The 25,429-nt window shown below is 70.1% G+C and carries 28 protein-coding genes; 10 read left to right on the forward strand and 18 right to left on the reverse strand.

The window, feature by feature from the left end; genetic code table 11:
* The first annotated feature begins 249 nt into the window (after positions 1-249).
* Positions 250-1,038 (forward strand): alpha/beta fold hydrolase, encoded by a 789-nt coding sequence (locus ACZ3IJ_RS09195; protein ID WP_467467045.1) that lies wholly within the window; start codon positions 250-252, stop codon positions 1,036-1,038.
* Between the two features lie 204 nt (positions 1,039-1,242).
* Here the strand turns inward: ACZ3IJ_RS09195 and ACZ3IJ_RS09200 are convergent, their stop codons facing one another.
* Complete coding sequence (locus ACZ3IJ_RS09200; RefSeq protein ID WP_467467046.1) at positions 1,243-2,025, reverse strand: hypothetical protein; 783 nt, start codon at positions 2,023-2,025, stop codon at positions 1,243-1,245.
* Between the two features lie 135 nt (positions 2,026-2,160).
* A complete protein-coding gene (locus ACZ3IJ_RS09205; RefSeq protein ID WP_467467047.1) occupies positions 2,161-2,718 on the reverse strand; it encodes a hypothetical protein in 558 nt (185 codons plus the stop codon).
* A gap of 199 nt (positions 2,719-2,917) precedes the next feature.
* Between ACZ3IJ_RS09205 and ACZ3IJ_RS09210 the strand changes: the two genes are divergently transcribed.
* Positions 2,918-3,706, forward strand: coding sequence for an alpha/beta fold hydrolase (locus ACZ3IJ_RS09210; RefSeq protein ID WP_467467048.1), 789 nt, complete (start codon positions 2,918-2,920; stop codon positions 3,704-3,706).
* A 77-nt stretch (positions 3,707-3,783) separates the two neighbouring features.
* Here the strand turns inward: ACZ3IJ_RS09210 and ACZ3IJ_RS09215 are convergent, their stop codons facing one another.
* From ACZ3IJ_RS09215 to ACZ3IJ_RS09230, 4 genes are all read right to left on the reverse strand, one after another.
* Positions 3,784-4,011 carry a hypothetical protein gene (locus ACZ3IJ_RS09215; protein WP_467467049.1) on the reverse strand — a complete coding sequence of 76 codons (228 nt, stop codon included), beginning with the start codon at positions 4,009-4,011 and terminating at the stop codon, positions 3,784-3,786.
* 193 nt (positions 4,012-4,204) lie between these two features.
* Positions 4,205-5,500 carry an MFS transporter gene (locus ACZ3IJ_RS09220; protein ID WP_467467050.1) on the reverse strand — a complete coding sequence of 432 codons (1,296 nt, stop codon included), beginning with the start codon at positions 5,498-5,500 and terminating at the stop codon, positions 4,205-4,207.
* The gene (locus ACZ3IJ_RS09225) at positions 5,497-6,036 is read right to left on the reverse strand and encodes an ArsR/SmtB family transcription factor (RefSeq protein ID WP_467467051.1); all 540 of its coding nucleotides are present in this window, start codon (positions 6,034-6,036) and stop codon (positions 5,497-5,499) included. The genes ACZ3IJ_RS09220 and ACZ3IJ_RS09225 overlap by 4 nt, the downstream gene beginning before the upstream one ends.
* Positions 6,037-6,199: 163 nt before the next feature.
* Complete coding sequence (locus tag ACZ3IJ_RS09230; protein ID WP_467467052.1) at positions 6,200-8,299, reverse strand: SpoIIE family protein phosphatase; 2,100 nt, start codon at positions 8,297-8,299, stop codon at positions 6,200-6,202.
* Between the two features lie 348 nt (positions 8,300-8,647).
* Between ACZ3IJ_RS09230 and ACZ3IJ_RS09235 the strand changes: the two genes are divergently transcribed.
* Positions 8,648-9,247, forward strand: a complete 600-nt coding sequence (locus tag ACZ3IJ_RS09235) for a hypothetical protein (RefSeq protein WP_467467053.1) — start codon at positions 8,648-8,650, stop codon at positions 9,245-9,247.
* Positions 9,248-9,314: 67 nt separating this feature from the next.
* On the opposite strand, the gene ACZ3IJ_RS09240 is transcribed toward ACZ3IJ_RS09235, so the two are convergent.
* The 3 genes from ACZ3IJ_RS09240 to ACZ3IJ_RS09250 form a co-directional block, all read right to left on the reverse strand.
* Positions 9,315-9,692, reverse strand: coding sequence for a toxin Doc (locus tag ACZ3IJ_RS09240; RefSeq protein ID WP_467467054.1), 378 nt, complete (start codon positions 9,690-9,692; stop codon positions 9,315-9,317).
* Positions 9,693-9,696: 4 nt separating this feature from the next.
* Positions 9,697-9,948 carry an antitoxin MazE7 gene (locus ACZ3IJ_RS09245; protein ID WP_467467055.1) on the reverse strand — a complete coding sequence of 84 codons (252 nt, stop codon included), beginning with the start codon at positions 9,946-9,948 and terminating at the stop codon, positions 9,697-9,699.
* Between the two features lie 97 nt (positions 9,949-10,045).
* Positions 10,046-10,822, reverse strand: coding sequence for a class I SAM-dependent methyltransferase (locus ACZ3IJ_RS09250; RefSeq protein ID WP_467467056.1), 777 nt, complete (start codon positions 10,820-10,822; stop codon positions 10,046-10,048).
* Between the two features lie 214 nt (positions 10,823-11,036).
* Here ACZ3IJ_RS09250 and ACZ3IJ_RS09255 point away from each other — a divergent pair, with 214 nt between their 5' ends.
* The gene (locus ACZ3IJ_RS09255) at positions 11,037-11,642 is read left to right on the forward strand and encodes a hypothetical protein (RefSeq protein ID WP_467467057.1); all 606 of its coding nucleotides are present in this window, start codon (positions 11,037-11,039) and stop codon (positions 11,640-11,642) included.
* A 42-nt stretch (positions 11,643-11,684) separates the two neighbouring features.
* On the opposite strand, the gene ACZ3IJ_RS09260 is transcribed toward ACZ3IJ_RS09255, so the two are convergent.
* Positions 11,685-12,221: an SMI1/KNR4 family protein gene (locus ACZ3IJ_RS09260; RefSeq protein ID WP_467467058.1), complete on the reverse strand. Its 537-nt coding sequence runs from the start codon at positions 12,219-12,221 to the stop codon at positions 11,685-11,687.
* A 184-nt stretch (positions 12,222-12,405) separates the two neighbouring features.
* A complete protein-coding gene (locus tag ACZ3IJ_RS09265) occupies positions 12,406-13,299 on the reverse strand; it encodes a hypothetical protein (protein WP_467467059.1) in 894 nt (297 codons plus the stop codon).
* Positions 13,300-13,611: 312 nt separating this feature from the next.
* Here ACZ3IJ_RS09265 and ACZ3IJ_RS09270 point away from each other — a divergent pair, with 312 nt between their 5' ends.
* The gene (locus tag ACZ3IJ_RS09270; RefSeq protein ID WP_467467060.1) at positions 13,612-14,442 is read left to right on the forward strand and encodes an alpha/beta fold hydrolase; all 831 of its coding nucleotides are present in this window, start codon (positions 13,612-13,614) and stop codon (positions 14,440-14,442) included.
* A gap of 27 nt (positions 14,443-14,469) precedes the next feature.
* On the opposite strand, the gene ACZ3IJ_RS09275 is transcribed toward ACZ3IJ_RS09270, so the two are convergent.
* From ACZ3IJ_RS09275 to ACZ3IJ_RS09285, 3 genes are read right to left on the reverse strand one after another with little or no spacing between them, the layout of a single operon-like run.
* The gene (locus ACZ3IJ_RS09275) at positions 14,470-14,859 is read right to left on the reverse strand and encodes an STAS domain-containing protein (RefSeq protein ID WP_467467061.1); all 390 of its coding nucleotides are present in this window, start codon (positions 14,857-14,859) and stop codon (positions 14,470-14,472) included.
* A 24-nt stretch (positions 14,860-14,883) separates the two neighbouring features.
* Positions 14,884-15,993 (reverse strand): cobalamin B12-binding domain-containing protein, encoded by a 1,110-nt coding sequence (locus ACZ3IJ_RS09280; RefSeq protein WP_467467062.1) that lies wholly within the window; start codon positions 15,991-15,993, stop codon positions 14,884-14,886.
* The gene (locus ACZ3IJ_RS09285; RefSeq protein WP_467467063.1) at positions 15,990-17,612 is read right to left on the reverse strand and encodes a PP2C family protein-serine/threonine phosphatase; all 1,623 of its coding nucleotides are present in this window, start codon (positions 17,610-17,612) and stop codon (positions 15,990-15,992) included. Before ACZ3IJ_RS09285 ends, ACZ3IJ_RS09280 begins: the two co-directional genes overlap by 4 nt.
* A gap of 667 nt (positions 17,613-18,279) precedes the next feature.
* Between ACZ3IJ_RS09285 and ACZ3IJ_RS09290 the strand changes: the two genes are divergently transcribed.
* Positions 18,280-18,732, forward strand: a complete 453-nt coding sequence (locus tag ACZ3IJ_RS09290; protein WP_467467064.1) for a hypothetical protein — start codon at positions 18,280-18,282, stop codon at positions 18,730-18,732.
* 160 nt (positions 18,733-18,892) lie between these two features.
* Here ACZ3IJ_RS09290 and ACZ3IJ_RS09295 read toward each other — a convergent pair whose 3' ends face one another.
* Both ACZ3IJ_RS09295 and ACZ3IJ_RS09300 read right to left on the reverse strand, forming a co-directional pair.
* Entirely contained in the window at positions 18,893-20,512 is a 1,620-nt protein-coding gene (locus ACZ3IJ_RS09295; protein ID WP_467467065.1) for a sodium/solute symporter, read from the reverse strand.
* Entirely contained in the window at positions 20,509-20,859 is a 351-nt protein-coding gene (locus ACZ3IJ_RS09300; RefSeq protein ID WP_467467066.1) for a DUF485 domain-containing protein, read from the reverse strand. The genes ACZ3IJ_RS09295 and ACZ3IJ_RS09300 overlap by 4 nt, the downstream gene beginning before the upstream one ends.
* Positions 20,860-21,918: 1,059 nt before the next feature.
* On the opposite strand from ACZ3IJ_RS09300, the gene ACZ3IJ_RS09305 reads away from it, so the two are divergent.
* Complete coding sequence (locus ACZ3IJ_RS09305) at positions 21,919-22,272, forward strand: STAS domain-containing protein (protein ID WP_467467067.1); 354 nt, start codon at positions 21,919-21,921, stop codon at positions 22,270-22,272.
* A gap of 74 nt (positions 22,273-22,346) precedes the next feature.
* Here the strand turns inward: ACZ3IJ_RS09305 and ACZ3IJ_RS09310 are convergent, their stop codons facing one another.
* Both ACZ3IJ_RS09310 and ACZ3IJ_RS09315 read right to left on the reverse strand, forming a co-directional pair.
* On the reverse strand, positions 22,347-22,898 hold the full coding sequence (locus tag ACZ3IJ_RS09310) for a hypothetical protein (protein ID WP_467467068.1): 552 nt from the start codon (positions 22,896-22,898) through the stop codon (positions 22,347-22,349).
* 341 nt (positions 22,899-23,239) lie between these two features.
* Positions 23,240-23,965, reverse strand: a complete 726-nt coding sequence (locus ACZ3IJ_RS09315) for a DUF2625 family protein (protein WP_467467069.1) — start codon at positions 23,963-23,965, stop codon at positions 23,240-23,242.
* A 112-nt stretch (positions 23,966-24,077) separates the two neighbouring features.
* On the opposite strand from ACZ3IJ_RS09315, the gene ACZ3IJ_RS09320 reads away from it, so the two are divergent.
* From ACZ3IJ_RS09320 to ACZ3IJ_RS09330, 3 genes are all read left to right on the forward strand, one after another.
* Positions 24,078-24,569, forward strand: a complete 492-nt coding sequence (locus ACZ3IJ_RS09320; RefSeq protein ID WP_467467070.1) for a DUF427 domain-containing protein — start codon at positions 24,078-24,080, stop codon at positions 24,567-24,569.
* Between the two features lie 80 nt (positions 24,570-24,649).
* Positions 24,650-24,829 carry a DUF6480 family protein gene (locus ACZ3IJ_RS09325; protein WP_467467071.1) on the forward strand — a complete coding sequence of 60 codons (180 nt, stop codon included), beginning with the start codon at positions 24,650-24,652 and terminating at the stop codon, positions 24,827-24,829.
* A 107-nt stretch (positions 24,830-24,936) separates the two neighbouring features.
* Positions 24,937-25,407 (forward strand): UBP-type zinc finger domain-containing protein, encoded by a 471-nt coding sequence (locus ACZ3IJ_RS09330; protein ID WP_467467072.1) that lies wholly within the window; start codon positions 24,937-24,939, stop codon positions 25,405-25,407.
* Positions 25,408-25,429 lie beyond the last annotated feature (22 nt).

Raw genomic sequence — 25,429 nt, forward strand, 5'->3', positions numbered from 1 at the left:
GCCGGCTCATGACGCGCTGAAAGCGCGTACCTCAACACCACTAGTACGCGGAACTTCACGCTGCGCCATCCGAGGAAACCTCACACTCGTCCAACCGGGCGAAAAACCTCCCGAACCCACGCCGCTGCCTGACGGCCACGCGGTGCGCGCGCCGTATGGCTAGTGAGGACGGAGGTCGTCGAGGGCGGTGACGCGCGAACCCGGCCGGGCAACGGTGAAGGCGTCGGTGGGCGCGCCTACCCTGAAGTCATGGCGACGGTGCGGGTCAACGGGTCGAGGATCGCGTACGACCGTGTGGGCGACGGGCCGCCCGTCGTGTTCTTGCATGGTGCGGCCGAGGACGCCCGCGTCTGGAGGCCGCAACTCGACGCGCTGGCGGACGCGTTCACGGTCGTGGCGTGGGACGAGCCCGGAGCCGGCCGTTCCTCCGACATCCCCCGGTCGTTCACCCTCGCGGACTACGCCCATTGTCTGGCCGGGGTCGTGGAGTCGCTGGGGCTCGGTCCGGCACATATCGCCGGCCTCTCCTGGGGCGGCACTGTCGCCCTGGAGTTCTACCGCCACCACGCGTACCTCGTGAAGACACTGATCCTCATCGACACCTATGCCGGCTGGAAGGGCTCGCTGCCCGCGGAGGAGGTGCGTGCCCGGGTCGAGGGCGCTCACCGGATGCTGTCCGCGCCGCACGGGGATTTCGATCCGACGCTCCCCGGACTGTTCGCCGGCGAGCCACCTGCCGAGTTCGTGCCGCTGCTGGACGCGATGGCCGCCGCCGCGCGCCCCGAGACCATGCGGACGCAGCTCTCTCTCATGGCACAGGCGGACCTGCGGGATCTCCTGCCCACCGTTTCGGTGCCCACTCTCCTGCTGTGGGGAGAGCAGGACGTCCGCTCACCACTGGCCGTCGCGCGGCAGCTTCAGCACGCGATCCCGGATGCGGGTCTGGTCGTGATCCCCGGCGCGGGGCACGTCAGCAACCTGGAACGGCCCGAGGAGTTCAACCGAGCCGTGCGCGACTTCTGCCACTCCCACTCCTGAACCGGCGCTGGATGCCACCCGAGCCCGCGGCTCGGTCTCGCTGCGCCCGCCGGGTGCTCTGAGTCAGAGCCCCGGCGACCTCCCTCGTCACGTACACCGCCGAGCTCGTCGAACGCCGGGATCAGGGCATCGACGTCTGACTGGGACAGCTCACCGACGCGCTCCTCAAGCTCCTCGGGGCGGCGGATCGACGCGGGGCAGCCGTCACCCGTCCCGCCACGCGCCCACGATCCAGAAGACCGCGAACCCCGTCCACAGGATCGCGAAGCCCCAGACCAGAAGAGGTCCGCCGAACAGCGCCATGGCACCGAGCCAGCCGAGCCCCAGAGCCAGGAAGGGCCAGCCGAAGTTGGGGAAGGCGAGGAGCCCCGAGAGCCGTCCGCTCACCATTGCCCACGCGCCCGCCGCCAGGATGAGAGTGCCCAGCGCGAGCCACCAGAGGACCCCGGTCTCCGAGGAGGGTGCGTAGGAATGGGTGCGGCCGCCCACCTCGAGCCCCACGACCTCACCACGCCACAAACGGACTTCGGCCCGGTCCCCCGCCTTGACGTCGTCGTACGTCTCCGACCCCACCGCCAACCAGGCGGAGCGGTCGGGCCACTCCACCTCGACGTCGTAGTACGTCGTGCACGTCGTACCGCCTCCGCCACCCCCGGTGGATACCCCACCGGTGACGGCCCCGCCCATGCTGCCGCCGGCGGTGGCCATGCCGCCGCCTCCGCCGATCGTCGTGATGCCGCCGCTCGTGCCCCCACTCGTGCCGTTGGAGGTGCAGCGCTCGCCCGTCCTGCGGTCGCGCACCGTGCCCGTCTCGCGCCGCACGCACGTCTCTCCGTCGCCTCCGTTCCCCTTGGCGCTCCCGGCTTCGCAGACCGGCGCGTCGCGGTACGTCATGGTCTGCCCGTACCCCTCGGCGACCTGCTGCCCGCAGAGAAAAACTCCCCATCCGGCCGCGAGGACGACCAGTCCGCGTAACCAGACGGGCATCCGCCCGCGATACCAACCCCGCCCGTACCCCGTTGTTTTCACCCAACCGTGATGCCCTTGGCACGCGCCCCCCATGCGCCGGCCCGTGGGTGTGGTCTCTACGGCTCGCCCGGCGCGGGCGACGGCTGCGGCGCGTCAGACGGTTCGCGGTGTCCAGGTCCTCGGCGACGGGGTGTCGGCCGCCGACTGGGGGACCTTCGCGCAGGAGGTGTAGCCCGACAGGAAGAGGGAGGTGGTCGAGTCGTTCCACGCCAGGTCGAACTGGTCACCGTTCGCCGGGTCCTGGACGCGGAATCCGAACTCGACGAAGTCCTTGCCGCGGCGGTTTCCGTCGTGGGTGAGGGTCCAGCCCGCCGAGGTGAACTCCTGGCGCAGGCGAGCCTCCGCGGCACGGGCGACGTCGGCTGTGATGTCTGCGACCGTCCAGCTGAGGTCGTAGGTGACGACGTCCGGCAGAGTCTTGTCGATGCTGAGCCCGCCCGCGTAGCAGCTGTGGCCGGGTACCACCTGGGCGGGCCTGACCGCCTCGTGGGGCGGCAGGGCCATGCCGTCGTACGCCCACTGCGCGCGGTCGGTCAGGCGCTGGGAGAGCGTTGTCGGATCGGCGGAGGGGTACTCCCGCTCCAGCACGGAGCAGCCCGTGGTCGTCAGGGCGGCGAGCAGCAGGGCCGGGAGCACGGCGATCTTCCTCATGGGTTCGACCGTACGAACGAGACGTCTCCTGCGGCATGAGTACGTGTACTCAATCCCGCAGGAAGGGATCGGGGGGAATGGCCCGGCGCGCCACCATCCCCCCGCCGGCCCGACCCTCGGGCAAACCTCGGTGGTGGTGCACGGAGCTTCCGTAGTTAAGGTCGTCTCCCCATCGCTTTTGACCGCAAGGGAGCAGACTGTGCGCAGTGTCGTCGTAACGCCGGAGGGCGATCGCATCCGTTGGGTCGAGCTGCCCGGGCAGGAGCCTCCCCGCGTCTACGTACACGGGTTGGGCGCAACGTCGCCCGCCTACTTCACGGAAGTCGCGGTCCATCCTCTGCTGGCCGGTCGCCGGTCTCTGCTGGTCGACCTGCTGGGTCATGGCATCAGCGACCGCCCGACGGGCTTCGACTACACGCTGGAATCGCATGCCGATGCGCTTGCCACTGCGCTGACCAGCTCGGGCGTAGCCGGTGCCGAGCTGATCGCGCACAGCATGGGCGGCTCAGTGGCCATCGTCCTGGCCGCCCGCCACCCCCACTTGGTCTCTCGGCTGGTCCTGGTCGACGCCAACCTCGACCCGATCCCGCCTACGCCCGCCGCGGCAGGCAGCAGCGGCATCGCCTCGTACTCCGAGCGGGAGTTCGTGGCCGGCGGATGGAAAGAGGTCCGCGACCGGGTCGGTGCGCACTGGTGGTCCACGATGCGCCTCGCCGGCCGTGAGGCACTGCATCGCAGCGCGGTCCACCTCACCCGCGGCACCGTCCCCACCATGCGTGAGCTCTTGCTGGAGCTGAAGATCCCCCGCACCTACCTGCTCCCCGCGGCCGACGGCGCGCTCCCGGGCTCTGAAGCCCTTGTCGAAGCCGGGGTGTCCATCGTTGCGATACCGGACTGCGGACACGTCATCATGCTGGACAACCCGGAAGGCTTCGTGAGTGCCACCGCGGCGGCTCTCATGGACCGAGAGCAGGATCAACACTCCTGAGGGTGGTCGCGGAAGCCAACGGATGCCCCCACAGCTGACGCTGAACCGCACCATCGTCGGTGAAAGCGTGGCGCCGCTCAGTGCACGGTCCAGGTGGTCTTGCCACCCCCGACCCACCGGACCTCGGCCGGGTCATCGAGATCATGGATGGTGAGCCCCGCCTCCGCGGCGATCACCAGCACGTCCGTCATCGACGTAGCCCGGCCGGCAAGCTCCCCGTCGAGTTCGACCACGCGGAACGGCGGGTTGCCAGGTACGACGCCCAGCACGGTGATGCGGGCCGGCGATGGGGAGTCTGCGGTCATAGGGAGACCGTTGCACGCCGTGACGGCAACGGGCACGGCGACACGAGCCGTAGGGGCGACATCCGGGTCGGTTTCGTACCCGCCTCGTTCGTCGCCAACAGATGGCAGTCCCACCGTGCTGAGCCGACCCGGGCGTCGTACGACTCCAGCGCCCTCTGCGCGCCGTGGTGTTGCGGCGTCCTCGCGGCAGGCGTCACGACACGACGGGCGCACTCTCCTGGACGGGGTCCTTGGCGGCCCGGTCGTCCGGGTCGTTGTCCGGCGCGGCGGCACGCAGCGCCGCTTCGACCCGGCGGTTGGTGGTCATGGACGCGGTGACGGCCGTCATCGCCAGGAGGAGGGCCCCGGCGGCGTAGAGCGGGGTACGGATGTCGTAGCTGGTCGCCAGCCAGCCGCCGAGGAAGGCCCCGAGGGGAGCGGCACACATGGCCAGCATCCGGGAGGTGGAGGCGACCCGGCCCATGAGGTGGGCGGGGACGATCGCCTGCCGGAGTGAGGGTGCGAGCACCATCGTGGCGCCCATGCCGGCCCCGCAGACGGCGAGCGCCAGCCCGGCCACGTAAGGGTTCGGGGCAGCGGCCAGGCTCAGGATGGCGCATCCTTCGACTGCGGCTGTGCAGGTCAGTGCGGTTCCGGTGCCGAGGCGTCGGCCAAGGTAGGAGGCGATGCCCGCACCGAGCAGACCGCCGGTGGCCTCCGCCGTGAGGAGCAGCCCGAAGCCGTAGGTGTCGATGCCCAGGTGGTCGTGGGCGAAGAGGGCGAGGACGGTCTCGACGGCGAGGAAGGAGATGTTCCCGACCGCCGGGCGGAGGGCGAGCCCGAGCAGCAGGCGGTCCCGGAAGACGTACGAGGCCCCGGCGCGCGCCTGGCGGAGCAGCGACTCACGGGCTTCACGCTCGGGCGGGGGTACGGCGGGAAGCGACCGTACGAGCAGTGCGGACAGCATGAACGACACCGCGTCGGCCAGCAGCGGAACCGCGCGTCCGAGGGCGAGCAGCGCACTGCCGGCGGGCGGACCGGCGAAGCCGGACATGGCGGTCTGGGCGCCGCGAAGGCGGGAGTTGGCGCGCTCCAGGAGCGCGGGGTCACGGCCGAGCAGGTCGGGGAGGTAAGCCGTGGCGGCGGTGTCGAAGAAGAGTCCGCCGAGGCCGAGCAGGAAGGCGACGACCGCGAGCAGCGGAATGCTCAGCATGTCGACCGCCGCCGCCACCGCGGGTATCACGAGCAGCACCGCGCGTGCCGCGTCCACGACCCACATCGTGCGCCGGCGGTCCCAGCGATCCACCAGCGCACCGCCGAGCACCCCGAAGAGCAGCCACGGCAGCGTCCCGGCGGCCGTGACGACGGCGAGCGCCATCGGATCCCGCGTCAGCGTCAGCGCGATCAGCGGCAGCGCGGCGTGCGACACCCCGTCACCGAGCGAGGACACCGTCTGCGCGGTCCACAGCCGTCCGAATCCGGTCGGCAACTTCTGGGCATCTGAGGTCACTTGGAGTCTCCTTCGGCCTGGCCGCGGGGCGCCGGGTGGAACAGTGCGAAGACGAGTGACGCGTCCGGCAGCGACGGGTCGGACAGCTCGCGGTACTCGTCCGCCAGTGCCTGCAGCCGCGCGCCCAGCTCCGCGAACTGCTCCTCGGTGAGCCGCAGGTGCGCCATCCGTACGTGCCGCTCGCCATCCGCCGGTGACGCCTCCAGGTCCGCCACGGCATGCCGCATCAGCAGATCCGGTCCTCCCTCGCCCGGATCGGGCAGCACGATCGACCGCGCGGCCATCGCGTAGTACCGCTCGGTGACACCCCGCACCTTCCGCGTCCGTACCACCTTCACCAGACCGGCCCGCTCCAGCAGCCGCACGTGGTAGCTGGAACTCCCCTTCGCAAGGCCCACTCGTTCGGCGATCTGCGTGATCGTCGCGGGCTCGAAGCGGAGTACGGCCATGATCCGGTGGCGCGTGAGGTTGGAGACGGCGCGCAGCTGCTCGTCCGTGGTGACGTGGAACGTCTCGGGAAGATCATCGGTGGGCATACGAGTAATGGTCAACGATTCTTGACCATTCGGCAAGGGCTTTTCGCGCGGACTTTCGGAGACCGAGGTTGTTCACCATGCTCAGGCCCGGCGACCGGGACCACGGTCCGGGCAGGCGGCTACCGAAGCCGGTGTTCGACGGCGGACCGCCGCGTGCGTACGGTCATGCCTCCGAGGCGGGAGCGTGGTCGGAGGCGGGAGGTGTGGCGACGACGCGTTCGGCCCAGAGGGTCTTGCCCCGCCCCAAGGGCCTCACGCCCCAGCGCTCGGTGAGCTGGGCGGTGATGAAGAGGCCCCGACCGTTCTCTTCCGTGTCCAGGGCGCGGCGGAGATGGGGACTGGCGCTGCTGTCGTCGGTGACTTCGCACACGAGGGTGGTGTCGCCGTCGCGGATGAGGCGCAACTGGATCGGACCCTTGGCGTAGCGCACGGAGTTGGTGACCAGTTCGCTGACGACGAGCGCCGTGTCGTCGATGACGTCCTGGGCAAGTCCCCATTCCGCGAGTTGCTCGGCGGCTCGCCTGCGGGCCTGACCAGCGCTCTCGGGGGCATTGACGAAGGTCCAGGCTTTGGTCTGGGAATCGCCCAGAGTCCGTGTACGGGCCAGCAACAGATAGGCGTCGCGCGGGGGTTGTTGCGGGGCGAGGGCGTCGGCGCACGCGTCGCACGCGGCTTGCAACGACGGCCGGGGCTCGGCGAACTGCTCGCTCACCAGGCTCAGCGGCGTCGTTCCGGGAGCGGACCCGGCAAGCAGGGCGGTGTTGTAGATCAGCAACGTGGTGCCCTCGGGCAGGGCGCGTTCGGTGAGCGCGTACTGCCCACGCCCTTGGCCCAGTGGTGACCCTGCCGCGACGTCGAACACTTCGACGTCGCCGCCCGGATGCACCAGGAACGGCGAGGGGTGTCCCGCGCTCGCTGCGGCGCACAGCCGCGTGACCGGGTCGTAGACGAGGCAGAGGCAGGTGGCGGGCGGAGCCGCTCCGGCATCGGACGCAGCCACGCCCTCGGGAGTGGTGGGGCGGCTGGCGAGGTCGTGCAGGCGTTGCAGGATCTCGTCCGGCGGCAGGTCGAGATCGGCGAGCACCTCGATGGCAGCCCGGACCTCGCTCATCACTCCTGGGCTGGACGTCCCGGAAATGGTGTCCCCGGCGACAAGCGCGACCCTGGACCCGGACAGGGGGATGGCGTCGTACCAGCCGCCGCCTGTGCCGGCCGGCAGGTGGGTGCGGGCGAGTTCGACAGACGCGCCCACGGAAGCCTTCGTGTGGGCGAACCCACCGGACAGGATGCGGGCGGCCGAGCGCTCGCGGCTGTAGAGCCGGGCGTTGTCCAGGCATTGGCCGGCGTGGGCGGTGAGCTGCTGCGCGAGCTTCAGATCCCGGCGGTCGAACGGGGTCGGATCCTGCCACCTGTAGAAGCAGGCCAGACCGAGTACCACGCCCCGTGTCCGGATGGGGACCAGAAGCATCGAGTGCGTTCCCGCACTCAGGATCCGGGCGTCGCGTCCACGCGCGAGATCGATCCACGGGGCGTCCGGGCGAAGTTGTCGGATCAGCTTGGGAGCCAGGGTGTCCAGGACCGTGCGGTGGGGCGTTCCGAGCGGGTACACGTCGACCTCGCCGACGACGGGGACGCCCTGCTGGTCCGGTCCGGCGACCGAGCGGAATCCGGCGCGTCGGACGCTCTGATTCCGATCGAGTGCGTCAGCTGTCGGAGCCCGGCCGCGGAGGACCTCGTCGTAGACATCGACGGTCACGGTGTCGGCCAGGGCCGGGGAGGCGACCTCGCAGAACTCGGCAGCCGTACGGAAGACGTCGAGCGTGGTGCCGATCCGTGCGGCCGCCTCGTTCAGAAGCCGCACCTCCGCTTCCGCCCGCATCCGGGCGGTCACGTCGGTCACCGCGGCTGCCAGCCCCAGCACGGTGCCGTCGGCCCGCTGCAGGCGGAACACGGACACCGAGGCGACGGCCTCGACCGGCGGGTCGGCCCCGTCGCGGGCCCGGATGCTCAGTTCGATCTCAGGAGTGCCTGTTTCCAGTACACGGTGAGCCGCCCGTTCCACGGTTGCCGGATCGGTGACGTCGAGGGTCCGCAGGATCTCGGGAAGCGTACGGCCGAGCAGCCGGTCGACCGGGAACTGCCGCATCAGCCGAGCGGATGTGTTCACCCGTACCAGGCGCAGGTCTCGGTCGTAGACGTGGAGGCCCATGGGCGACTGGGAGAACAGCGCGTCCAGGACGGCGTCCCCCATTTCCTCGGGCACCGACCGGCTGTCCGGATGATCCTCACGAACCACTGCAAACGTCCGTTCGACAAGACGATGGACTGCGTGCCTCTCATGCAACGCCCACCACGCCGAGTCGGCCACCGCAGCGGATGGGGCGGGTGACGCGCGCCGGTCCGATCCGCGGCCATGAGGCCGAGGTGGAGCACGGCGCCGCCTCCGCCGCTTCCCCGGGGAGGACGGTGGTGGGGACGACAGTGGTCTCGCACGGGTGCCGACGGGTGGGCCGGTCGGAGCAGCCGAGATGGCCGGGCACGCCGTCGCGAGGAACGGTAGCCGCAGCGGCCGCAACATCGCCGCCGCTCCGCGCATGTCCGAGGAGGGCCCATGCCCGCTCGCAACACCGTCCTGAGAAGCCTGCACGACATCGGTCTGGCCGCCTGGTTCGGCGGATCCCTCATGGGCGCGGTCGGCCTCAACGGCGCGGCCAGAGCCCAGAGCGGGGGCGACTGGGAACTCGGTGGGCGAATCGCGAGTTCGGGCTGGTCGAAGTGGGCGCCGGTCGGTGCGGCCGCGATCGGGGTGCACATGGTAGGCGCCGGCGGACTGCTCGCCGTGAACGCGGCACGGGTCGTCACCCAGCAGGGAGTGGCCGCGTCCACGATCGCCAAGACCGCGCTGACCGGCGCCGCGCTCGCGGCCACGGCCTACACGCGCATGCTCGGCAAGAAGATCGAGTACGTCACCTCGGAGACCACACCGGACGCCGAGAAGGCGCGGCAGCATCCTGCGGAGACGAAGAAGGCCGAGCAGCACCTCGAGGTCATGCAGTGGGTGGTGCCGGCGCTGACAGGCGGCCTGCTCGTCCTCAACGCCGTCCACGGCGAACAGCAACGGCCCACCCAGCAGCTGTACGCCCTGTGGAAGCGCTACCGTCGGATCGCCCCCTACCTGCCCCGTCCTGACCGCTGGCCCCTCCCCCGCTGACCTGTCAGCGGGACGGGCACCTCAACCGTCCCTCAGGCCGGACAGCAGCCTCTTCACCTGGCGATGTCTACGACGTGCTCCAGGACCTGAGGTGATCTGCGATGTCGTAGGAGTCGAGGCGCAGCCGCCGGATCTCGTGGATCAGGTCTCGCCATGGCTCGAAGGAGGTGTCCACCTGGTGGCCGGAGGCCTCCAGGTAGGCGATGGCCAGCCCGTATCCGTACAACTCGTTACGGGCGGGGAGGGGGCGCAGCAGGACACACTCCTCCAGGAAGACCGCGGCACGCCAGAAGGCGTCGGGGTCGGCCTGGTCGAGGCGCGGCGTGTTCACACGGTGACGGGTGGCCATACCGACGAGCACGGAGAGATCGTTGACCGTCAGGTCCTTGCGGAGGATTTCTTCCTGCCGCTCGAGAAGCCATCGGTGATCAATCAGCAGGTCCACGGCTTCAGGCCGCCCGCGGAGTCTCGCGCTTGGCCGTGGGCGGAAGGCCGCCGAACTCGGCGTCGAACCGGTCCATGATCCCAGGGGCGCCGATGGCGCGGCGGAAGGCGGCGGTGGCGCTCTCCTGGAGCAACTCCTGCTCCTTCTCCGCGGCGACCTGCGCGAGGTAGTCCTTCATGGACAGACCGGCGCCGTCGGCCAAGGCCTTCAACCGGTCCCGTGTCGTGTCGTCGATCTTGACGGTGGTGTCTGCCATGCCACCAGTATGCCGCGCGGTATACGCAACCGGCTACCCATTCGAGGAGATGCTCCCGCCGCTCCTTCCCGGCGCGATTCTCCGATGGCTCTGGCGCCTACTCGCCGGCCCGCGCGACGAGAAGTGGCTGGAAGAAGCCTGTCTGCTCGGGCGTCCGCCACTCCGCGTGGACGAACCCGGCCTCGGCGACGAGGGTGGACAGCCGGTCCTGGCCAAGTGCCCAGTAGGTGGTTCGTCGTACACGGACGTGCCACTCTCCGCCGGCCGGGAGGAGCTGGAAGTGTTCCAGGTCGTAGTGCTCCCCGTCGTCATGCCAGTGCCAGAGCTGGAAGGTGACGGTCCGGTCTTCGTGGCCGGCCCGACCTGTGGCCCCGTGGACCTGCGGTGCCGTCGAAGCGGGGCGGTCACGCAGCAGGTCGTCGTAGGGGCGCGTGCTGATCAGCAGGGTGCCCGCGGGACGCATCACGCGGCGCATCTCGGCAAGGGCGGCGCACACGTCGTCTACCGTCAACAGATGGGGCAGTGAGTTGTCCGCGCAGACCACGGCATCGAATCGAGCATCGGCAAAAGGAAGACGGCGCATGTCGGCGGCGACCGTGCCAAGTTCCAGGCCTCGCGCGGCTGCCTCCCGGGAGGCCCGGGCGGCAGCGCGGGGACTGATGTCGCCGCCCGTCACCTGGTGCCCGCGCAGCGCCAGACCGATGGCCTGCGTGCCGATCCCGCAAGAGCAGTCGAGCACCTGTGCCCGATCCGGTCCGATCAGGGCATCCAGGGCTTCCCCCTGGCGTCGGATGCTCGCATCCCAGTCCGCGTAGATCAGGTGGTAGTCGTCGGCCAAACCGTCGTAGAAGCGGGTCACAGAATCTTCCGGCACGACCGAAGACTAGGTCCCATTCCAACAACGGCCGAGGTGCCGACCGCAGACAGTCCCCTGATCCTCCTTCACCGAGTGCTGGTCGGGCGTCGTGTCACGGACGTTCTCCTGTGGAGAGGTGGAAGAGTCGAGTCCGACGTACGGTCGGCCGGCCGATCCGCGCCCGGCGGCGGTCGATCCTCCTCGACGCCACGACCCGAACGGGAGCCCGCCGATGCGCCTCTACGCTCAGACACCAGCACGCCGGAACCGTCAGGTGCTCGCGGACCTGATCGCCGTACTTCTGATCGTCGCTGCGGTGTGGGGCGCCCTCACCGTCCGCGAAACGATCATGCTTCTGGCCGAGCCGGGGCGAAAGGTCGAAAGCTCGGGCGACAGCCTGGCCATGGAACTCGGCAACGCCGGTGATGCGGCGTCGAACGTGCCGTTCGTCGGGGGCCTCTTGCAGAAGCCGCTGCAGTCCGCGGCCGACGCCAGCACCGGGTTCGCCGACGCCGGAGAATCGCTCCAGCAGACGGTCGGCCGCGTGGCAACCTTCACCGCAACGGCTCTGATCGTCATTCCCGTGGCCTTCGTACTACTGGTGTGGCTCCCGCCACGTCTGCTCTGGATCCGGCGCAGCGCGACCATTCGCCGCCTCCTCGATTCCCCTGGAGGCGCCGATCTGCTCGCCTTGCGTGCCCTCACCGGCCCACCCGGCGATCTCGTCGCACTCCCGGCCCCTCAGGGCGGCTTCGCCGACGCCTGGCGTCAGGGGGACCGGGACGTCATCGCCGACCTCTGCGCGATCACACTCAGGCGGGCCGGCCTGCGGCCCTGACAGGCGGTTTCGGATGGGGGGCGGTCAGAGAGCGCCGAGCGGTCACCACGCCTGGCCGATCGGGTGGAAGCCCGCTTCCGGCATCAGGCGCGCGATGGAGAAGGGTTCGAACTCCGGGTCCGTCAGGACGCGGTGGACGAACTCGGAGGTGGACATGCTCACCTCGTGCCAGGAGTACGGGTCGCCCTGGGTGACGATCGGCCAGGTCGACGGGTCCTCGTCCGCCGAGGCCAGCCAGAAGTAGCTGCAGTCCATCTCCGCGAAGGCCCAGGGAATCAGGCCTCGTCGACCGGGCCGGTACACCTGGTAGGGCTTGAGGACAGGATCGGCCCCTTCCTCGGGACTGGTGTCGAGATGTGTGCGCCAGACGTGGGTCAGGTCGAACTGGCGCGTGGCGTCGACGCTCAGGACCCTCATGAACTCCGAGAACTCCCCGATGCCGAATGTCTCGGCGAGCTCCTTGTAGTCCGCCGGCAGGGCGGTGCCGAGGTCGTCCTCCATGCTGTTCCAGGGGATTTCCAGCCGAAGCGGCTCCCAGTTCGTGGTCTGGGCGATGCGCTCGACCCACATTACTTCCACACTCCGATCGAAGAATCTGAAGACACTGGTTCCCGGGGCGGCGACCACTCGACCGACCGTACCGGCAGCCCCGACCCGGTCGGCGCTGAGCGCATCCGAACTGCCCCGGGCAGACGAAGGACAGCACAGAGCCCCCACCTTCTGCACGTCGGCGGAGGTGGGGGCTCGTGACATGCGGACCTGCTCATCGACGTTTGTCGGTACGGGTCGCCGGCGATCGCTGCCAGTCAAGTCCTACGCCCGAAGCCCGGGCGATCGCACCCAGGTGCGCGCCTGTGTTGCCGACGTACCAGATCGACCGGTCTTCTCGCGGCCATGCGTAAGCAGGGACGCCGGCGTCCAGGAGGCCCTCCAGGCGCGGCTCATCAAGCGCGTGTGCCGAGAACTCGTACAGCGCCGGCAGACGTGGCGCGATCATGCCGTAGTCCAGCATTCGGGCCAGGGCGTGCTCGTCGAGGATCGTCTCCTCCGTCGGCAGTGTCAGTGGATACTCGGATGGAAACGATCTGCCGAGGTCGAGGAAGAGCTTGACCGTCCGATGGCGCGGATCGACCAGCCGTGGCCCCAGCCTGGCCAGGCGCCCAAGAGCCAGTTGCGGCTTCACCAGCATCGCGTGCGTGAAGAGCACACGGAGCAGCGCCACGTTCATCATGAAGCGCTCCACCTGGAGTTCGGCATCAGCGAGGTCCTCGTGCCTCAGGTACCCCGAGACGATGCTGGCATTGTGGGCGCGGTACCAGTGAGCCGGCGACGGTGCCCGGACGAATTCCATCCAGTACTCGACGCTCCGAGTACTTGCGCTGGTGCCACGCGTGGTCGACAGAATGCCCGCCTCCACCTTGTCTCTCAGGAGTCCCTCGTTGACGGATCGCCACCAGGGGCTGCCTGGGCGGTCTGCGGATTCCGACGCCAGCACACCGCGGGCAGCGGTCCATCGAAGAAAGCTGAGCTCAGCGCGGCCATACCGGCGGACCGGCCCGGAGGCGGTCGTATAGAACTCCTGAGCCAATGCGATGCGCCCGGTCGCGTCGTCCCGTACCTGTGCGACCCGTTGATCTGCTCGAGCGGCTGCATCCATCGGGGCGGTCCAATCAGATCCGAGTCTGGGAGCCTCTCCGCGCCATGACGACGTCCTACTGCCGGTGAGGCCCGCACGGGTACAGGGCGACCGTACTTTTTGGGGCACGGGAAGGTGACACGGCGCGCGCCGGTGGGCGCGTCCTGCCCGACGGGCATCGCCGAGCACCGCCGACCTGTGGGGAGGTAATGCCCGAAATGACTTCATTTCCGTGGAGGGGTATGTTCGTGGCGTTCGGCGACTCGGGTCGCTTCCCTTCTGTGTGAACCCTGCGAAAGACACCGCATCGCGCAACTGGGCGGAGGATCAGCCGTGGGAACGGTCACGACCAACGACGGCACCAGCATCTACTTCAAGGACTGGGGTCCCCGGGACGCCCAGCCGATCGTGTTCCACCACGGTTGGCCCCTCAGCGGGGACGACTGGGACAACCAGATGCTGTTCTTCCTCGACCGGGGCTACCGCGTCATCGCTCACGACCGGCGAGGCCACGGGCGCTCGTCGCAGAGCGCGACCGGGCACGAGATGGACACGTACGCGGCCGACGTTGCCGTGCTGACCGACGCACTCAACCTGCGGGACGCCGTTCACATCGGCCACTCGACGGGCGGCGGCGAAGTGGCACGTTACGTCGCCCGCGCCGCTCCAGGGCGCGTCGCCAAGGCGGTCCTCGTCGGCGCGGTGCCTCCGATCATGGTGAAGACGCCCGCCAACCCGGGGGGCCTGCCCATCGAGGTCTTCGACGGGTTCCGGGCCTCTCTCGTGGCCAATCGCGCGCAGTTCTACATCGACGTTCCCACAGGGCCGTTCTTCGGCTTCAACCGGCCCGGCGCGGAGGTCTCGCAGGGGCTGATCGACAACTGGTGGCGGCAGGGCATGCAGGGTGCGGCCAACGCCCACTACCACTGCATCAAGGCGTTCTCGGAGACCGACTTCACCGAGGACCTGAAGCAGATCGACGTACCGGTCCTGGTCGCGCACGGTACCGACGACCAGATCGTGCCCTACGACGACTCCGCTCCCCTGGCGGCCGAGCTGCTGCGGCACGGACAGCTGAAGTCCTATGAGGGTCTCCCCCACGGGATGCTGGCCACGCATCCGCACGTCCTCAACCCCGACCTCCTCGCGTTCGTGACGGGGTAGGCCAGGGGCCTCCTCCCTCGGGCGAGTTCAGCCTTCTATCTCGTAGGTCTGCGGCGCTGTCCCCTGGCCGGGTGAGGACGGTCGGGGGGCCGTCAGGTGCTCGTACGTGCCGGTGATGCGGAGGATGCGTTCCAGCATCGGGCCGGGGTGGTCCAGGTAGAGGTCCATGCCTTCCCGCTGCGTCCAGCGGTGGATCTGCAGCAGCGCGGACAGCCCCGTGGAGTCGACCATGTCCAGCCTTCGGCAGTCCAGCCGCAGGGTACGGAGGTCCTCGTGGGCCCACAGTTCCCCGCCCACCAGGGCGAGGACCTCCTCGCTGTTCTCGTAGCCGAGGTCTCCGACCAGGGCCAGGCACAGGGTGTGCGGGGCGGTGGCCGGCTGGAGGACGACGGGCTCTGCGTCAGGGAAGGCGGTCAAGGGATTCTTCCTGGCGTGAAGGGGTCAGGAACAGGATGCGAGCGCGGTGCGCCCGGCGTCGAGGAGGCGGCGCGACCGGGGGAAGTCCTTCAGGCGTTCCTCCAGCAGGTCCAGGCACGGTGGCAGGGAGTGGGCGGGGACTCCGCGCGCGGTGAGGATCTCCGCGGTCCAGGCCAGGAAGCCGGTGAAGCAGTCGGCGTCGTCCACATAGAGAGCGGCCGCCAGGAAATCGACGATGTGCGCGATGTCCTCGGCGGTGCGCTCGCGCTGGGCGTCGTCGTAGTCGCGCATCGCCGGGAAGCGCTGCTCGAGGCCCTCCAGCGTCCCGCTCACCAGGCTCCGGGCGGACTGGGTCACCATGGTGTACTCCTGGTCGCCCAGGTGCGGAAGGTCGTCGATGGCCTGGTGGGGCGGCCGTGGCGGTGGCAACGGAGCGGAGGCGAGCCGATCGGCGGCGGCGCGCGCCTCGGGCTCCCAGGCGTCCGCGCCCAGCAGGCGGGCGTACCGCCCGTCCACGCCGAAGGCGAGGCCTCCGACCATCACGGGTACGCCGGCGGCCTGGCAGGCCGAGATCGCCGCGTGCGCGAGGGGCAGCCGCACGGACAGCGCGGCCGACAGGCACACCGCCGCAGGGCCGGTGCGGTGGACATGACTGATGAGATGCGCGGTGGGGACCTGGGCACCGAGGTAGTCCACCTGCCAGCCGCGCAGCCGCAGCGTCTCGGCGAGGAGGCGGGCCGGCAGGGCGTGCCATTCCTTGTCCACGCAGGCGACCGTCAGCCGGCCGCGGGAAGGCCCGCTGCTGTGGGTCGTCAGGACGGCGATGACGCGGTCGTTGATGGCGGTCGCGGCATGCTCTTCGGCAACGCTCATACGGTCGGCGGCCCACTCGATGCCGACCTTGTGCTGGACGGCGCCGATGACCTCCAGAAGGACCCTCTCCGGTTCCAGCCCGGCCGCGACCGCGCCGGTGACGACGGCGACGGCCGCGTGCTCGTCGGCCGTTCGGACCGCCGACCACAGCTTGTCGGCCCACTGCTCGGACCGCTCGTCGCCGTGCGAAGACGCGAGGCGGGCGCCGATGCGGTGACGGCCGCGCGCGTCGTCGCGGCCCTGGGTGGGAATGATCGTCATGGGGTGAACCTGCCACTGGTCGTCCCGTCCACGGCGCTGAGGTGCGCGCCGCGGGGCGCGGTGATGGCCACGACGGCGATGTCGTCGTGGACGCCGTCGCCGATCCACTCGGAGACGAGCATCTGCACGTGCTCGACGACGGCTTCGGCAGGCAGGCCCGCGCACCCGGCCAGAGCGCGCCGGAGCCGTTCCTCGCCGAACTGGGCGTCGCCCAGCGGGCCGCCCCTCGCCTCGGTGACGCCGTCGGTGTACAGCAGGCACGTCTCGCCCGGTGCGAGCCGTACCTCGGCGGTGCGCGAGATGATCTCCGGCAGGACGCCGATCAGGGTGCCACCGGTGTCGGGCACCTGGACGGTTCCGTCCCCCCGCACGACAAGGGGCGGGCAGTGTCCGGCGGAGGTCAGCCGGAGCACGACCTCCTGCTGTTGCCGGCGGGCCGAGGCCAGTACCAGCGTCACGAAGCGGGTGTGGTGACTGTTGAGCAGGGCGTTGTTCATCAGCCGCAGCATGCGCGCGTGATCGGCGCCCAGCGGGAGGAGCGCCTGCAGGGTGTTGCGGATCTTTCCGGTGAGCACCGCGGCTTCGAGCCCCTTGCCCGCCACGTCGCCGAGGACGGCGAGGGTCTCGGGGCAGTCCTCGCTGGGAGGGTGCAGGTCGTAGAAGTCGCCGCCGATCCGTTCGCTGTCACCGCTGGCCCGGTACCCTCCGGCGAACTCCACGCCCTCCAACTGGCGCAAGGTGGGCGGGAGGAGTTCGCGCATGAGGGTGTCGGTGATCGTGTTCTGCTCGGCGTACAGCCGGGCCGCCGACATGGCCGCTCCGGCGCGGGCGGCGTAGAGGCCGGCGAGTTCCTCCTCCGACTCGGTGAAGGCGCTCTGCTGCTTCCTGCGCAGCAACACCAGCGCCCCCGCCGGGACTCCATGGCCGGGCAGCGGGGTGATCGCCACCGAGCCGACCTCGCCGAACCCCGGCGGGATCAGCCAGGCGGGCGCCGAGGCGGGGTCGATCCAGCGTGACGGTGCGGGTGGAAAGCCTCGCAACGCCTCCGACAGACCCGGCAGGGCATGCGCGGCATTGGGGAGGGTCTGGTGGGACACGCGCCCCTCGTGGTCGCAGACGACCACCGGCAGCTTCCGTGCGGTGCTCGGGGCGATGACGAAGGCGGCGTCGGCGAGATGCTCCGCGGCCAGGCGGGCGGTGACCTCCATGCACCGCTTCAGGTTCAGCGACGCCAGGAGCCTGCTGGAGGCCTCGGTGAGGAAGCGGGTGCGCTCGCGCTCGGCTTCCAGCTCCTTGAGGACCGAACGGTAGGCGGTCTGCTCCACCAGCCACCACGCCGTGTCACCACTGGGCAGGGCGGTGGGGTGGGCCGAGAAGAAGCGGTCTCCGACCGAGCCGCTCACGTCGGTGACGCCGGGGACGCCGTGCGCGGCGGCGAGCCAGCCGGGGGGTGGCACGGAGCGCTTGGCGCGGGCCTTCGGGAGGAGGGCGACAGCCGCGTCATTGAAGTCCACGACGCGCCCGGCCTTGTCGATCACCATGACCGGGTAAGGAGCCGCGAGGGCGCCCACCACACTGCTGGCGGCTCCCGCTCGGGGACGCTGGGCGAAACTGGTCATGGAACCCTGGGCCTTGCGGACGGGCCCTCACCTACCTCTCACACCACGATGTGGAAACTCTTGCTGATCGGCAACGATCCCTCACCTGCCGTCCGAACCGCAACACGGCCCCCGAGGCCGGGTCTCCCGCACGCACCCTGCCGCTGAGCTGTGACTTCCGCCGGTTCCTGGATCGGCTGCCTGCCTGACACGCGCCGTGAACGGCCTCGAACCTTCACGCCACGGTCACATCACCTGAACCGCGCGTCCGCACAACGGGAGGAGCGGCGCGTCGAGCGGGGCAGGTGGGCAGGGCGGGCTCGTGAATCCCGTCCTCGGTGTGCCGCACATCACGCTTCTTGGCCCCGGAGTCTCCCGCCGCACGGCGTGGGCGCACGGGATCGCGACGTACCTGACCAGGCGGCCTGCCCAAGCCCGTCCCGCGGAGGTCGTGGGCCGCGCACGCCCTGGGACTCGTGCCACCAGGCGGATCCCGCACCCGCTGCCCCAGGGCCGTCGGCCGGCGGGAGCTGCTCCGAGTGGCCCCTCGTGGGTCGCCGTCGCGGCGCCGGTGGTCTGCGATGAGTCCGAAGAACGTGTCGGCGTCACGACCGAGTGCGGCACGACGGCGTGCGGCACGACGGCGTGCTTCGAGCCACGGCAATCCCAGCCTCAAGGACGGTTCTGCGTGTACGAGAACGGCGACGGGCCCGATCGCGACCATCAGCGCCCCGACGGTGTCACCGACGCCACGGTGGAGGCGCTCGGATCCCTGTCGAAGGCCCTGGAGACGACCGAGCGGGCCCGCGGCCACCTCTACGCCTTCCACCAGCTGACCGGACGCTCCGACCTGGAGCTGGACCGGGCGGTGACGTTGCTGCGCGAGTCGGGCCACGACCGGTGGGCCGACCGCGTGGAGCGGGAGATCCTGGGCCGGAACGTCATCCCCGGGCACTGGACCTTTCAGATCGTCGAGGAGTACAACCGCACCTACTACGAGCCGTTCAGAGAGGTGGAGCGTCAGGCGCTCGCCGACCTGGTCGACGGCAGGGACCATCTGTACGAGGCGGAGATGAAGGAGGCTCGCCGCACCGCCGGACACCCGGACCACACGGCGCGCGACGACAGCCCCGGCCCTTGAGGGGGCACTGGCCGGCGGCCCCGGCACTATCGCGGCACCATGCGTGTTCGGCTCGCGCGCTCTCCCGGGCGCTGACACATCGCCCGGCGCAGCTCGCGCGACCAGCAGGGCGCCCGGCCTGGAACATCAGGCCGGGCGCCCTTTCGTCCAGGCGTGCGCTTCAGGACGTGGAGGTGCTGCTCGCGGCGGGTGTGCCGGCCAGGATCGTCTCCTCCACCGCTTCGTACCGCATGCGCTGGTCCGCCGGGTCGCGTTCGAAGAGCACCGTGCCGAGCCAGCCCGCGAGGAAGCCGAGCGGGGCCGACAGGATGCCCGAGGTGGTGAACGGGAACCAGTTGAAGTCCTCGTCCGGGAAGATCGCCTGGGGCGATCCGGACACCAGGTTGCTGCCGGTCATGAGGATGCAAGCGGAGGCGCTGCCCACGATGAGCGTGCAGAGCAGTCCCGTACGGGAGTAGCGGCGCCAGAAGAGGCTGTAGATGAGGGCCGGTGCGACCGCGGACGCGCCGATGCAGAACGACAGGGTGAGCAGTGCCTGAAGGTTCAGATGCCGTGCACCGGCGGCGATCGCGATCGCCACGAGCCCGACGCCCGCCGCGGCGGTCCGTGCCATGGCCATCTCTGCGGAAGGCTTCAGTTGTGCCTTGCGGCGCAGCCCGTGCGTGATGAGGTCGTGGGCCAGGGTGTTGGCGCACGCCAGGGTGATCCCGGCGACCGAGGCCAGCAGGGTGAGGAAGATGGCTGTCGCGACGGCCGTGAACAGCAGCGTCTCGACGGTCGTCTGGTCCGTGCCCATGACGGCCTGGCTGACCATGAGGAACGCCGTCTTGCCCTGCGGGTCGCCGGCGACGATCCCCTGGTGGCCGACGATCGCCGCCGCGCCGAAGCCGATGACGGCGATCAGCAGACAGGTCACGACGACGGTCGACACGGCCCAGGACATCGAGCGCCGCACGGCAGCCGCGCTGCGCGCGGTGAACATGCGCATGGTGATCTGCGGCAGCACCGCGGCGCCGAGCACGACCGTCAACTGGGTACTGATCATGTCGAGTTCGTTGCCGCCGAACTGCAGGCCGGAGGCGAGGTAGGCGTCTCCCGCCCCGCTGCCGAGCTTGGCGGCGTCCAGCAGGGAGGACGGGCTGAAGTCGAAGCGGTGGAGGATGAGCGCGGCGATCGCGAGGGACGCGCCGAGCAGGACGACGGTCTTGACGATCTGGATGAAGGCGGTGCCCTTCATGCCGCCGATCGCCGCGTACGCGATCATCAACAGGCCCAGGAACACGATCGCCCCGGTCTTGAAGCCGTCGGAGTCGAAGCCGAGGACGACGGAGAGGAGATCGCCGGCGCCCGCGAGCTGGAAGACCACCAGCGGCAGTAGTGCGGTCAGGGTGACCGCGGCCGTGGTGATCCGCACGGCGGGGCCGGGGAGACGCCGGGTGAGGACGTCGCCGATCGTGAACCGCCCGGCGTTGCGCAGCGGTTCGGCGAGCAGGAACATCATCAGGACCAGCGACAGCACGGTGCTCAGGGCGAGCGTGACGCCGTCGTAGCCGACGAGGGCGATGATGCCGATGGTGCCGAGAACGGTGCCGGCGGAGATGTAGTCGCCGGCGATCGCGAGGCCGCTCTGGACGGGAGACAGCGAGCGGTAGCCGGTGTAGAACTCGCCGAGGTCGTCACGGTCGGGTCCGGTCATCACGCACAGCAGCAGCGTGACGGTGATGACCGCGATGAACGCCATCAGCGACATGGTCTGGGCCTCGGAGCTGAAGCTGGTCATGCGCGCGCACCTCCGGTGGGCTGCTGCCACTCGGGACGTCCGGGGCGGCTCTGGCGTTCCGGACGGGGCTCGGCCGCCGCGGCCGCGTGCTCGGCGCGTTCGCGGATCGCCGCGGCGAGCGGGTCGACGCGCTTGCGCGCGATCCGCTCGTACAGCGCGATCGCAGCCAGCGCGACGGGCAGCTGGAGGAGCCCCAGGACCAGACCGGTGGTGAGACCACCGGTGATGGTGCCGGTCATCAGCGAGGGGGCGTAGCCGGACAGGAAGAGGAAGATGACGAAGTAGCCGAGCGCGGTGAAGGTGGCGACGCGGCGGAGCCTGCGGTAGGCCGCTCCGAGCCGGCGCACATCAGCTCGATCGTCGGTGGCGACGGGCGGTCGCGGCTGCGGGGACGCGCCCCAGGGCTGCTGCGTGGATTCCCTGCCCTGCGGCGAGGAGTCCCACGCTCGCGAGGACGAGTCCCGGGCCGCCTGTGGGTCGGTGTCCCAGGACGGCGACCCACCCTCCCAGGACTGCGACGCCGCCTCTTGGCGGTGCCGCCCGGCATTCCGGTGCTGCGGTAGGGGCGGTGGGCCGGGGAAAGACTGGTGGTACGACATCGATCTTGCTCCTTGCCGCCCCGGGGGACGGGCGGGTGGCGCCGGTGGTCCGCGTACGTTACTCATGGGTATAGCCCTTGCGTAAGAGGTTTCCGACCGCTCGGTATGTCGGTTCGGTGACGATCCTGTGTGCGCGGCGACGGAACCCGCGGTAACCCCCGTCGTGGATCTTCCCGCAGGTCACGGGTGGGTCTCGTGCCACCCCTGGGTCCGGGCGGGCCGCTCTGCACGACCGGTCCGGCGAGTGCGCGTGGCGGGCCGGCGAGTGCGCGTGGCGGGCCGGCGATGTGGTCGGGGGATGCCCTTGGCCGCCCCCGGCCCCGATCGGCCCGGCCAGGTGGTGCTTGGAGCCGGGGCGGGCGCGGTCGACGGGCGGGAGGCCGGCCTGCTCCGGCCGCGCGCCCTGAGCGCCCGTCCGCCGGTCGTTCCGGGAAGGCCCTCGGCGCAGAGGTGTGATCTGCCTGGATGGTGGTCGGCTCTCAACTTGGCGCGCTGGGCGCGATCCTGCGGGAGGCCGGATTTCAGGTGGAGGCGCCGAACGACCGTCTCGTGGTGACAGCCGGGTCGTGAGGCGCCTGGACGCGGCCGGCAGGAGGAGGCGGGGTGGCCATCGGCGTCCGACATGTGCCACGCTGCCAGGACACCAGCCTGGTCTGGTAGGAGACCCCGACCGCTCCTGAAAGCCCCCACGCGGGCGCAGAGGCGGTTCGGGTTTGTCTTGCTTGGCTGTGCGTGACCCCACGTCACGCTCCTGGCACCCCGTACCGGGGTGCGTTGGGCTCGACCCCTGGAAGTGAGGGGCGACCAATGAACGAACTCACCGTGACCACCCGGCAGAACACCGACGCCACGGTCATCACCGTGTCGGGTGAGATAGACCTCGCATCCTGCCCCGCCCTTGAGCGTGTCATTCACCTCACCCCGGCCGACGGGGCACCGCTGCGACTGGACATGTCCGAGGTGACCTTCATGGACTCCTCCGGCCTGAATCTGCTGCTCCGGCTTCACCGGCGCCTGCAGAGCGAGGGAAGCCCGCTCGTTCTGACCGGCCTGCAGGACCGGGTCCTGCGGGTCCTGGAGATGACCGGCGCCAACGCCGTGCTCCTCCCCGACCAGCCCGAGGCCCCCCTGCCTCGTCCGCGTTCCGCGCCACGAGCCTGATACGGCGGGGTGCGTGGGCGTGCCTCCGGGCACGGCCACGCTCCGCGGCGGCTCCCCTGCCTGGCCCTGGTCGTTCAGACAGTCGGGCGGGTGGTGCCGGGCAGACAGCTGACGGCCGGGTTGAAGGTGGCGAACTGCCCACGGGGGTTCTTCTTCCACAGCCACAGATGCAGGGCGTAGTGCACGGGCTGACCGGGAAAGTTGCCGCGCTTGGGCCCCTTGAACGGCGTGCCGAACATGCTCGGCCGGTCGTCGTCCGTGGCCAGGTCCTGGTCACGGTCGAAGACGAGCCACTCGACGCCGACGAGACGCTTGCCCCCCTTGCCGTCGTCCTCGTAGAGGAGTGCGGTGGGCTTCGCGGGGTCGGTCGAATTGTCGTAGGCATGGTTGAAGTGCGGGTAACCCAGCGCTCCCGAACCACCCGCCGCGTCGGACACGCAGTACCGGTCGGGTCTGTACCCGGCCCGCACGCCCTCGTCGTGCCGCAGGAAGGGAGCGGTGGCGCGGTACGCCGCGGCCTTGTCGGCCACCGCCGTCCCAGCCTCCGGCTCGGCGACAGCTGGGGCGGACGTCACCGCAAGCACGACTCCGGTGGTCAGTGCGGCCAGAGCGGACAGACGGACCATGTGAGGACTCCTCAGGTGCGACGAACACGGACGCGCCAGAACCCTCCCCCGTACCTGAATACCCGTCACGCACGAGACTCCGAACGGACCACCACCGTTCAGCCCACACCGGCACCCGCCGAGCACGGTTCGCGCTCGGCATCTCGGCGACCGCCGGCAGCGCCGGACGGAACCGGCTTCCCACGTCGAACGGCGTCCTGCGCCAGTGCGCCGACGCGTGCGGCGGCGACGAGCCCGCCGGTCCCGAACCATGCGGCAGAAGCAGCCGCAGACACCTTCGGCACCTTCGCCGACACCCCAGGGCCGACAGCCCGACACCCCGGGACCGACAGCGAAGCCAGTCACACGTCGCCCAGGAACCCGGGGTCGGACGGCCCCATCTGCCGGGCGAAGTCCGCCGCGACTCCGAGCACCTCGCGCATCGGCACAGGCCGCCGGCTCGTGGCCGCGAGATCGGCGTGAGCTTCCTCGGACCACAGGAAGGGGTAGACGGAAAGGCCATGCCCCAAGGCCAGGGCCTCGGCCTCCTCACGCCACCCGGGCCAGCGCACTCCGTCGTAGAAGGTCTCCAGCCTGCCCGAGAGCAGCCAGGAGACCCACCCCGAGTGACCCATCTCCATCGCCTCCCACGCCAGAGTGTCGGGAGCGAAGTACGTCATCTGGCCAGGTGTCCCGGGGCGGCCCGCGGCCGCGGGATCGCCACCGTTCAACGCGAACACCCCTCCGACGACGTCGTGGCCGACGACAAGACCGGTCGCGGGATACCACCCAGGATCGAAGACTGTGGGGAAACGGTTGACCTGCGCCAGACTCGGGAGTCGACCTTCCCCCCTCGTACCCCCGCCGAACACGCGCACCCACCCGTTGTCCACGAGCAGTCCGCCCGTGTTCAACGCCAGCGCACCCAGTACCGATCCCGCGCTGACCTGCATCTGCAGGAGGCAGCGACGGCCCTCTTCGATGTCTCCGGACAACACTCGAACCGGCACGGCGCTCGACTTCAGAATCCCCTGAAGTTCCGGCCACACCGGGGCGTCCACATCGACCAGCTGATCGATCTCTCGCATCGGAAGATGGTCGCACCTCCCTCTCGGGATCGCCTCATGAGGCGCATGTCCAGGTTTCCTGCATCCGCGATGTGTGCCGCCGGGGAAGAGCTGGAGAAGAGGGTGATGGCACATGGACCAGGTCCAGCGACGGCTCAGGCCGGCCGAATCGGTCTGGGAGTACCCCAGACCGCCCCGTACGGTTCCCGATACACGTCGGATCGTCGTTCGCCACGGCGGAGTCGTCCTCGCCGACTCGCGCCAGTGCGTACGCGTCCTCGAGACGAGTCATCCGCCGGTCTTCTACGTACCGCGGCAGCACGTTCGCATGGACCTGCTGGCGCCATCGGCCAGGGTCACGCACTGCGAGTGGAAGGGCCTGGCCTCCTACTGGACCTGGACGGCTCCCGGGACGATTGTCGCGGACGTGGCGTGGAGCTACGAGGCGCCCGACCCCGCCTACGCCGTGCTCGCGGGTCACGTGGCCTTCTATCCCGGTCGCGTCGACAGCTGCACTGTCGACGGCGAACAGGTGCTGCCACAGCCTGGTGACTTCTACGGAGGGTGGATCACCGGGGAGATAACCGGCCCCTTCAAAGGCCCCCCTGGCAGCGCCGGCTGGTGACCCTGCGCCGAGAGCCCCCAGCCCCCCGAAACCGTACGGGGCCGTCACGAGGAACAAGATCCGGAAGTCGGGAGAACACCATGTCGACACCCAACATCCGCCCCGGCGAGACGCCGCCCGCAGAAGGATCCACGGCGGAAGCGCACCAGGAACGCCCCGACGGCGGCCTGTGGGAACACCCGAGAGTCCTGCTCACCGCCATCGTGCTGGGCGCCCTGATCGTGGCGGCCTTCTTCATCGCGAGGATCGCCGGCTGGTGAGCACCGTATCCGTCGAATCGGCACCGGCCACCCCTTCGTACCCACGCCGCGCATCCGCTTCGCGCCCCGCACCCGAATCAGCGACGAGGAACCGATCGAGACGGATCATGGCGAAGACACGAGCAAACGACGGCACCGAACCACCCCGGCGATCGGCCCTGGACGTCGGCCGCGGGGCGTCGGCGAGCGCGAGGAGACATGCGGACCGGGCAGGCTCGGTCCTGGTACCCGCGGAAGGCTGGCAAGTCGCTCCCGACGGCGGACGGACGCACCCGACGCCGTGCCCGCACCTCGACGACGAGACTCCACCCCCGCTACGCCTCCCCGTCACCGGCTGCGCGGAATGCCTGGCGGCGGACCGGGACGACTGGGTCCACCTCCGCGTCTGCCTGCGGTGCGGACACAATGGCTGCTGCGACAGCTCCCCCGGCGCCCACGCTCATCAGCACGCCTCTCACACCGGGCACCCGATCGCGGCCGCGGCCGAAGGGTCCTGGGCGTGGTGCTACGCCGACGAGCTCTTTCTGACACCCGCCTTCCCCACAGCCACTGCGGAGAGCGGAGGCGACAGCAACTGACGCACGGCCGCGGCCGACACAC

This window comes from Streptomyces sp. NPDC013317 (assembly GCF_055563155.1).

Bases quoted from the DNA above. Each gene is read 5' to 3' on its own strand.
- ACZ3IJ_RS09225 (WP_467467051.1), bottom strand. From the start codon at position 6,036: ATGCCCACCGATGATCTTCCCGAGACGTTCCACGTCACCACGGACGAG.
- ACZ3IJ_RS09255 (WP_467467057.1), top strand. From the start codon at position 11,037: ATGCGCCTCTACGCTCAGACACCAGCACGCCGGAACCGTCAGGTGCTC.
- ACZ3IJ_RS09285 (WP_467467063.1), bottom strand. From the start codon at position 17,612: ATGACCAGTTTCGCCCAGCGTCCCCGAGCGGGAGCCGCCAGCAGTGTG.
- ACZ3IJ_RS09265 (WP_467467059.1), bottom strand. From the start codon at position 13,299: ATGGATGCAGCCGCTCGAGCAGATCAACGGGTCGCACAGGTACGGGAC.
- ACZ3IJ_RS09315 (WP_467467069.1), bottom strand. From the start codon at position 23,965: ATGCGAGAGATCGATCAGCTGGTCGATGTGGACGCCCCGGTGTGGCCG.
- ACZ3IJ_RS09320 (WP_467467070.1), top strand. From the start codon at position 24,078: ATGGACCAGGTCCAGCGACGGCTCAGGCCGGCCGAATCGGTCTGGGAG.
- ACZ3IJ_RS09205 (WP_467467047.1), bottom strand. From the start codon at position 2,718: ATGAGGAAGATCGCCGTGCTCCCGGCCCTGCTGCTCGCCGCCCTGACG.
- ACZ3IJ_RS09215 (WP_467467049.1), bottom strand. From the start codon at position 4,011: ATGACCGCAGACTCCCCATCGCCGGCCCGCATCACCGTGCTGGGCGTC.
- ACZ3IJ_RS09295 (WP_467467065.1), bottom strand. From the start codon at position 20,512: ATGACCAGCTTCAGCTCCGAGGCCCAGACCATGTCGCTGATGGCGTTC.
- ACZ3IJ_RS09305 (WP_467467067.1), top strand. From the start codon at position 21,919: ATGAACGAACTCACCGTGACCACCCGGCAGAACACCGACGCCACGGTC.
- ACZ3IJ_RS09310 (WP_467467068.1), bottom strand. From the start codon at position 22,898: ATGGTCCGTCTGTCCGCTCTGGCCGCACTGACCACCGGAGTCGTGCTT.
- ACZ3IJ_RS09280 (WP_467467062.1), bottom strand. From the start codon at position 15,993: ATGACGATCATTCCCACCCAGGGCCGCGACGACGCGCGCGGCCGTCAC.
- ACZ3IJ_RS09330 (WP_467467072.1), top strand. From the start codon at position 24,937: ATGGCGAAGACACGAGCAAACGACGGCACCGAACCACCCCGGCGATCG.
- ACZ3IJ_RS09195 (WP_467467045.1), top strand. From the start codon at position 250: ATGGCGACGGTGCGGGTCAACGGGTCGAGGATCGCGTACGACCGTGTG.
- ACZ3IJ_RS09200 (WP_467467046.1), bottom strand. From the start codon at position 2,025: ATGCCCGTCTGGTTACGCGGACTGGTCGTCCTCGCGGCCGGATGGGGA.
- ACZ3IJ_RS09325 (WP_467467071.1), top strand. From the start codon at position 24,650: ATGTCGACACCCAACATCCGCCCCGGCGAGACGCCGCCCGCAGAAGGA.
- ACZ3IJ_RS09235 (WP_467467053.1), top strand. From the start codon at position 8,648: ATGCCCGCTCGCAACACCGTCCTGAGAAGCCTGCACGACATCGGTCTG.
- ACZ3IJ_RS09245 (WP_467467055.1), bottom strand. From the start codon at position 9,948: ATGGCAGACACCACCGTCAAGATCGACGACACGACACGGGACCGGTTG.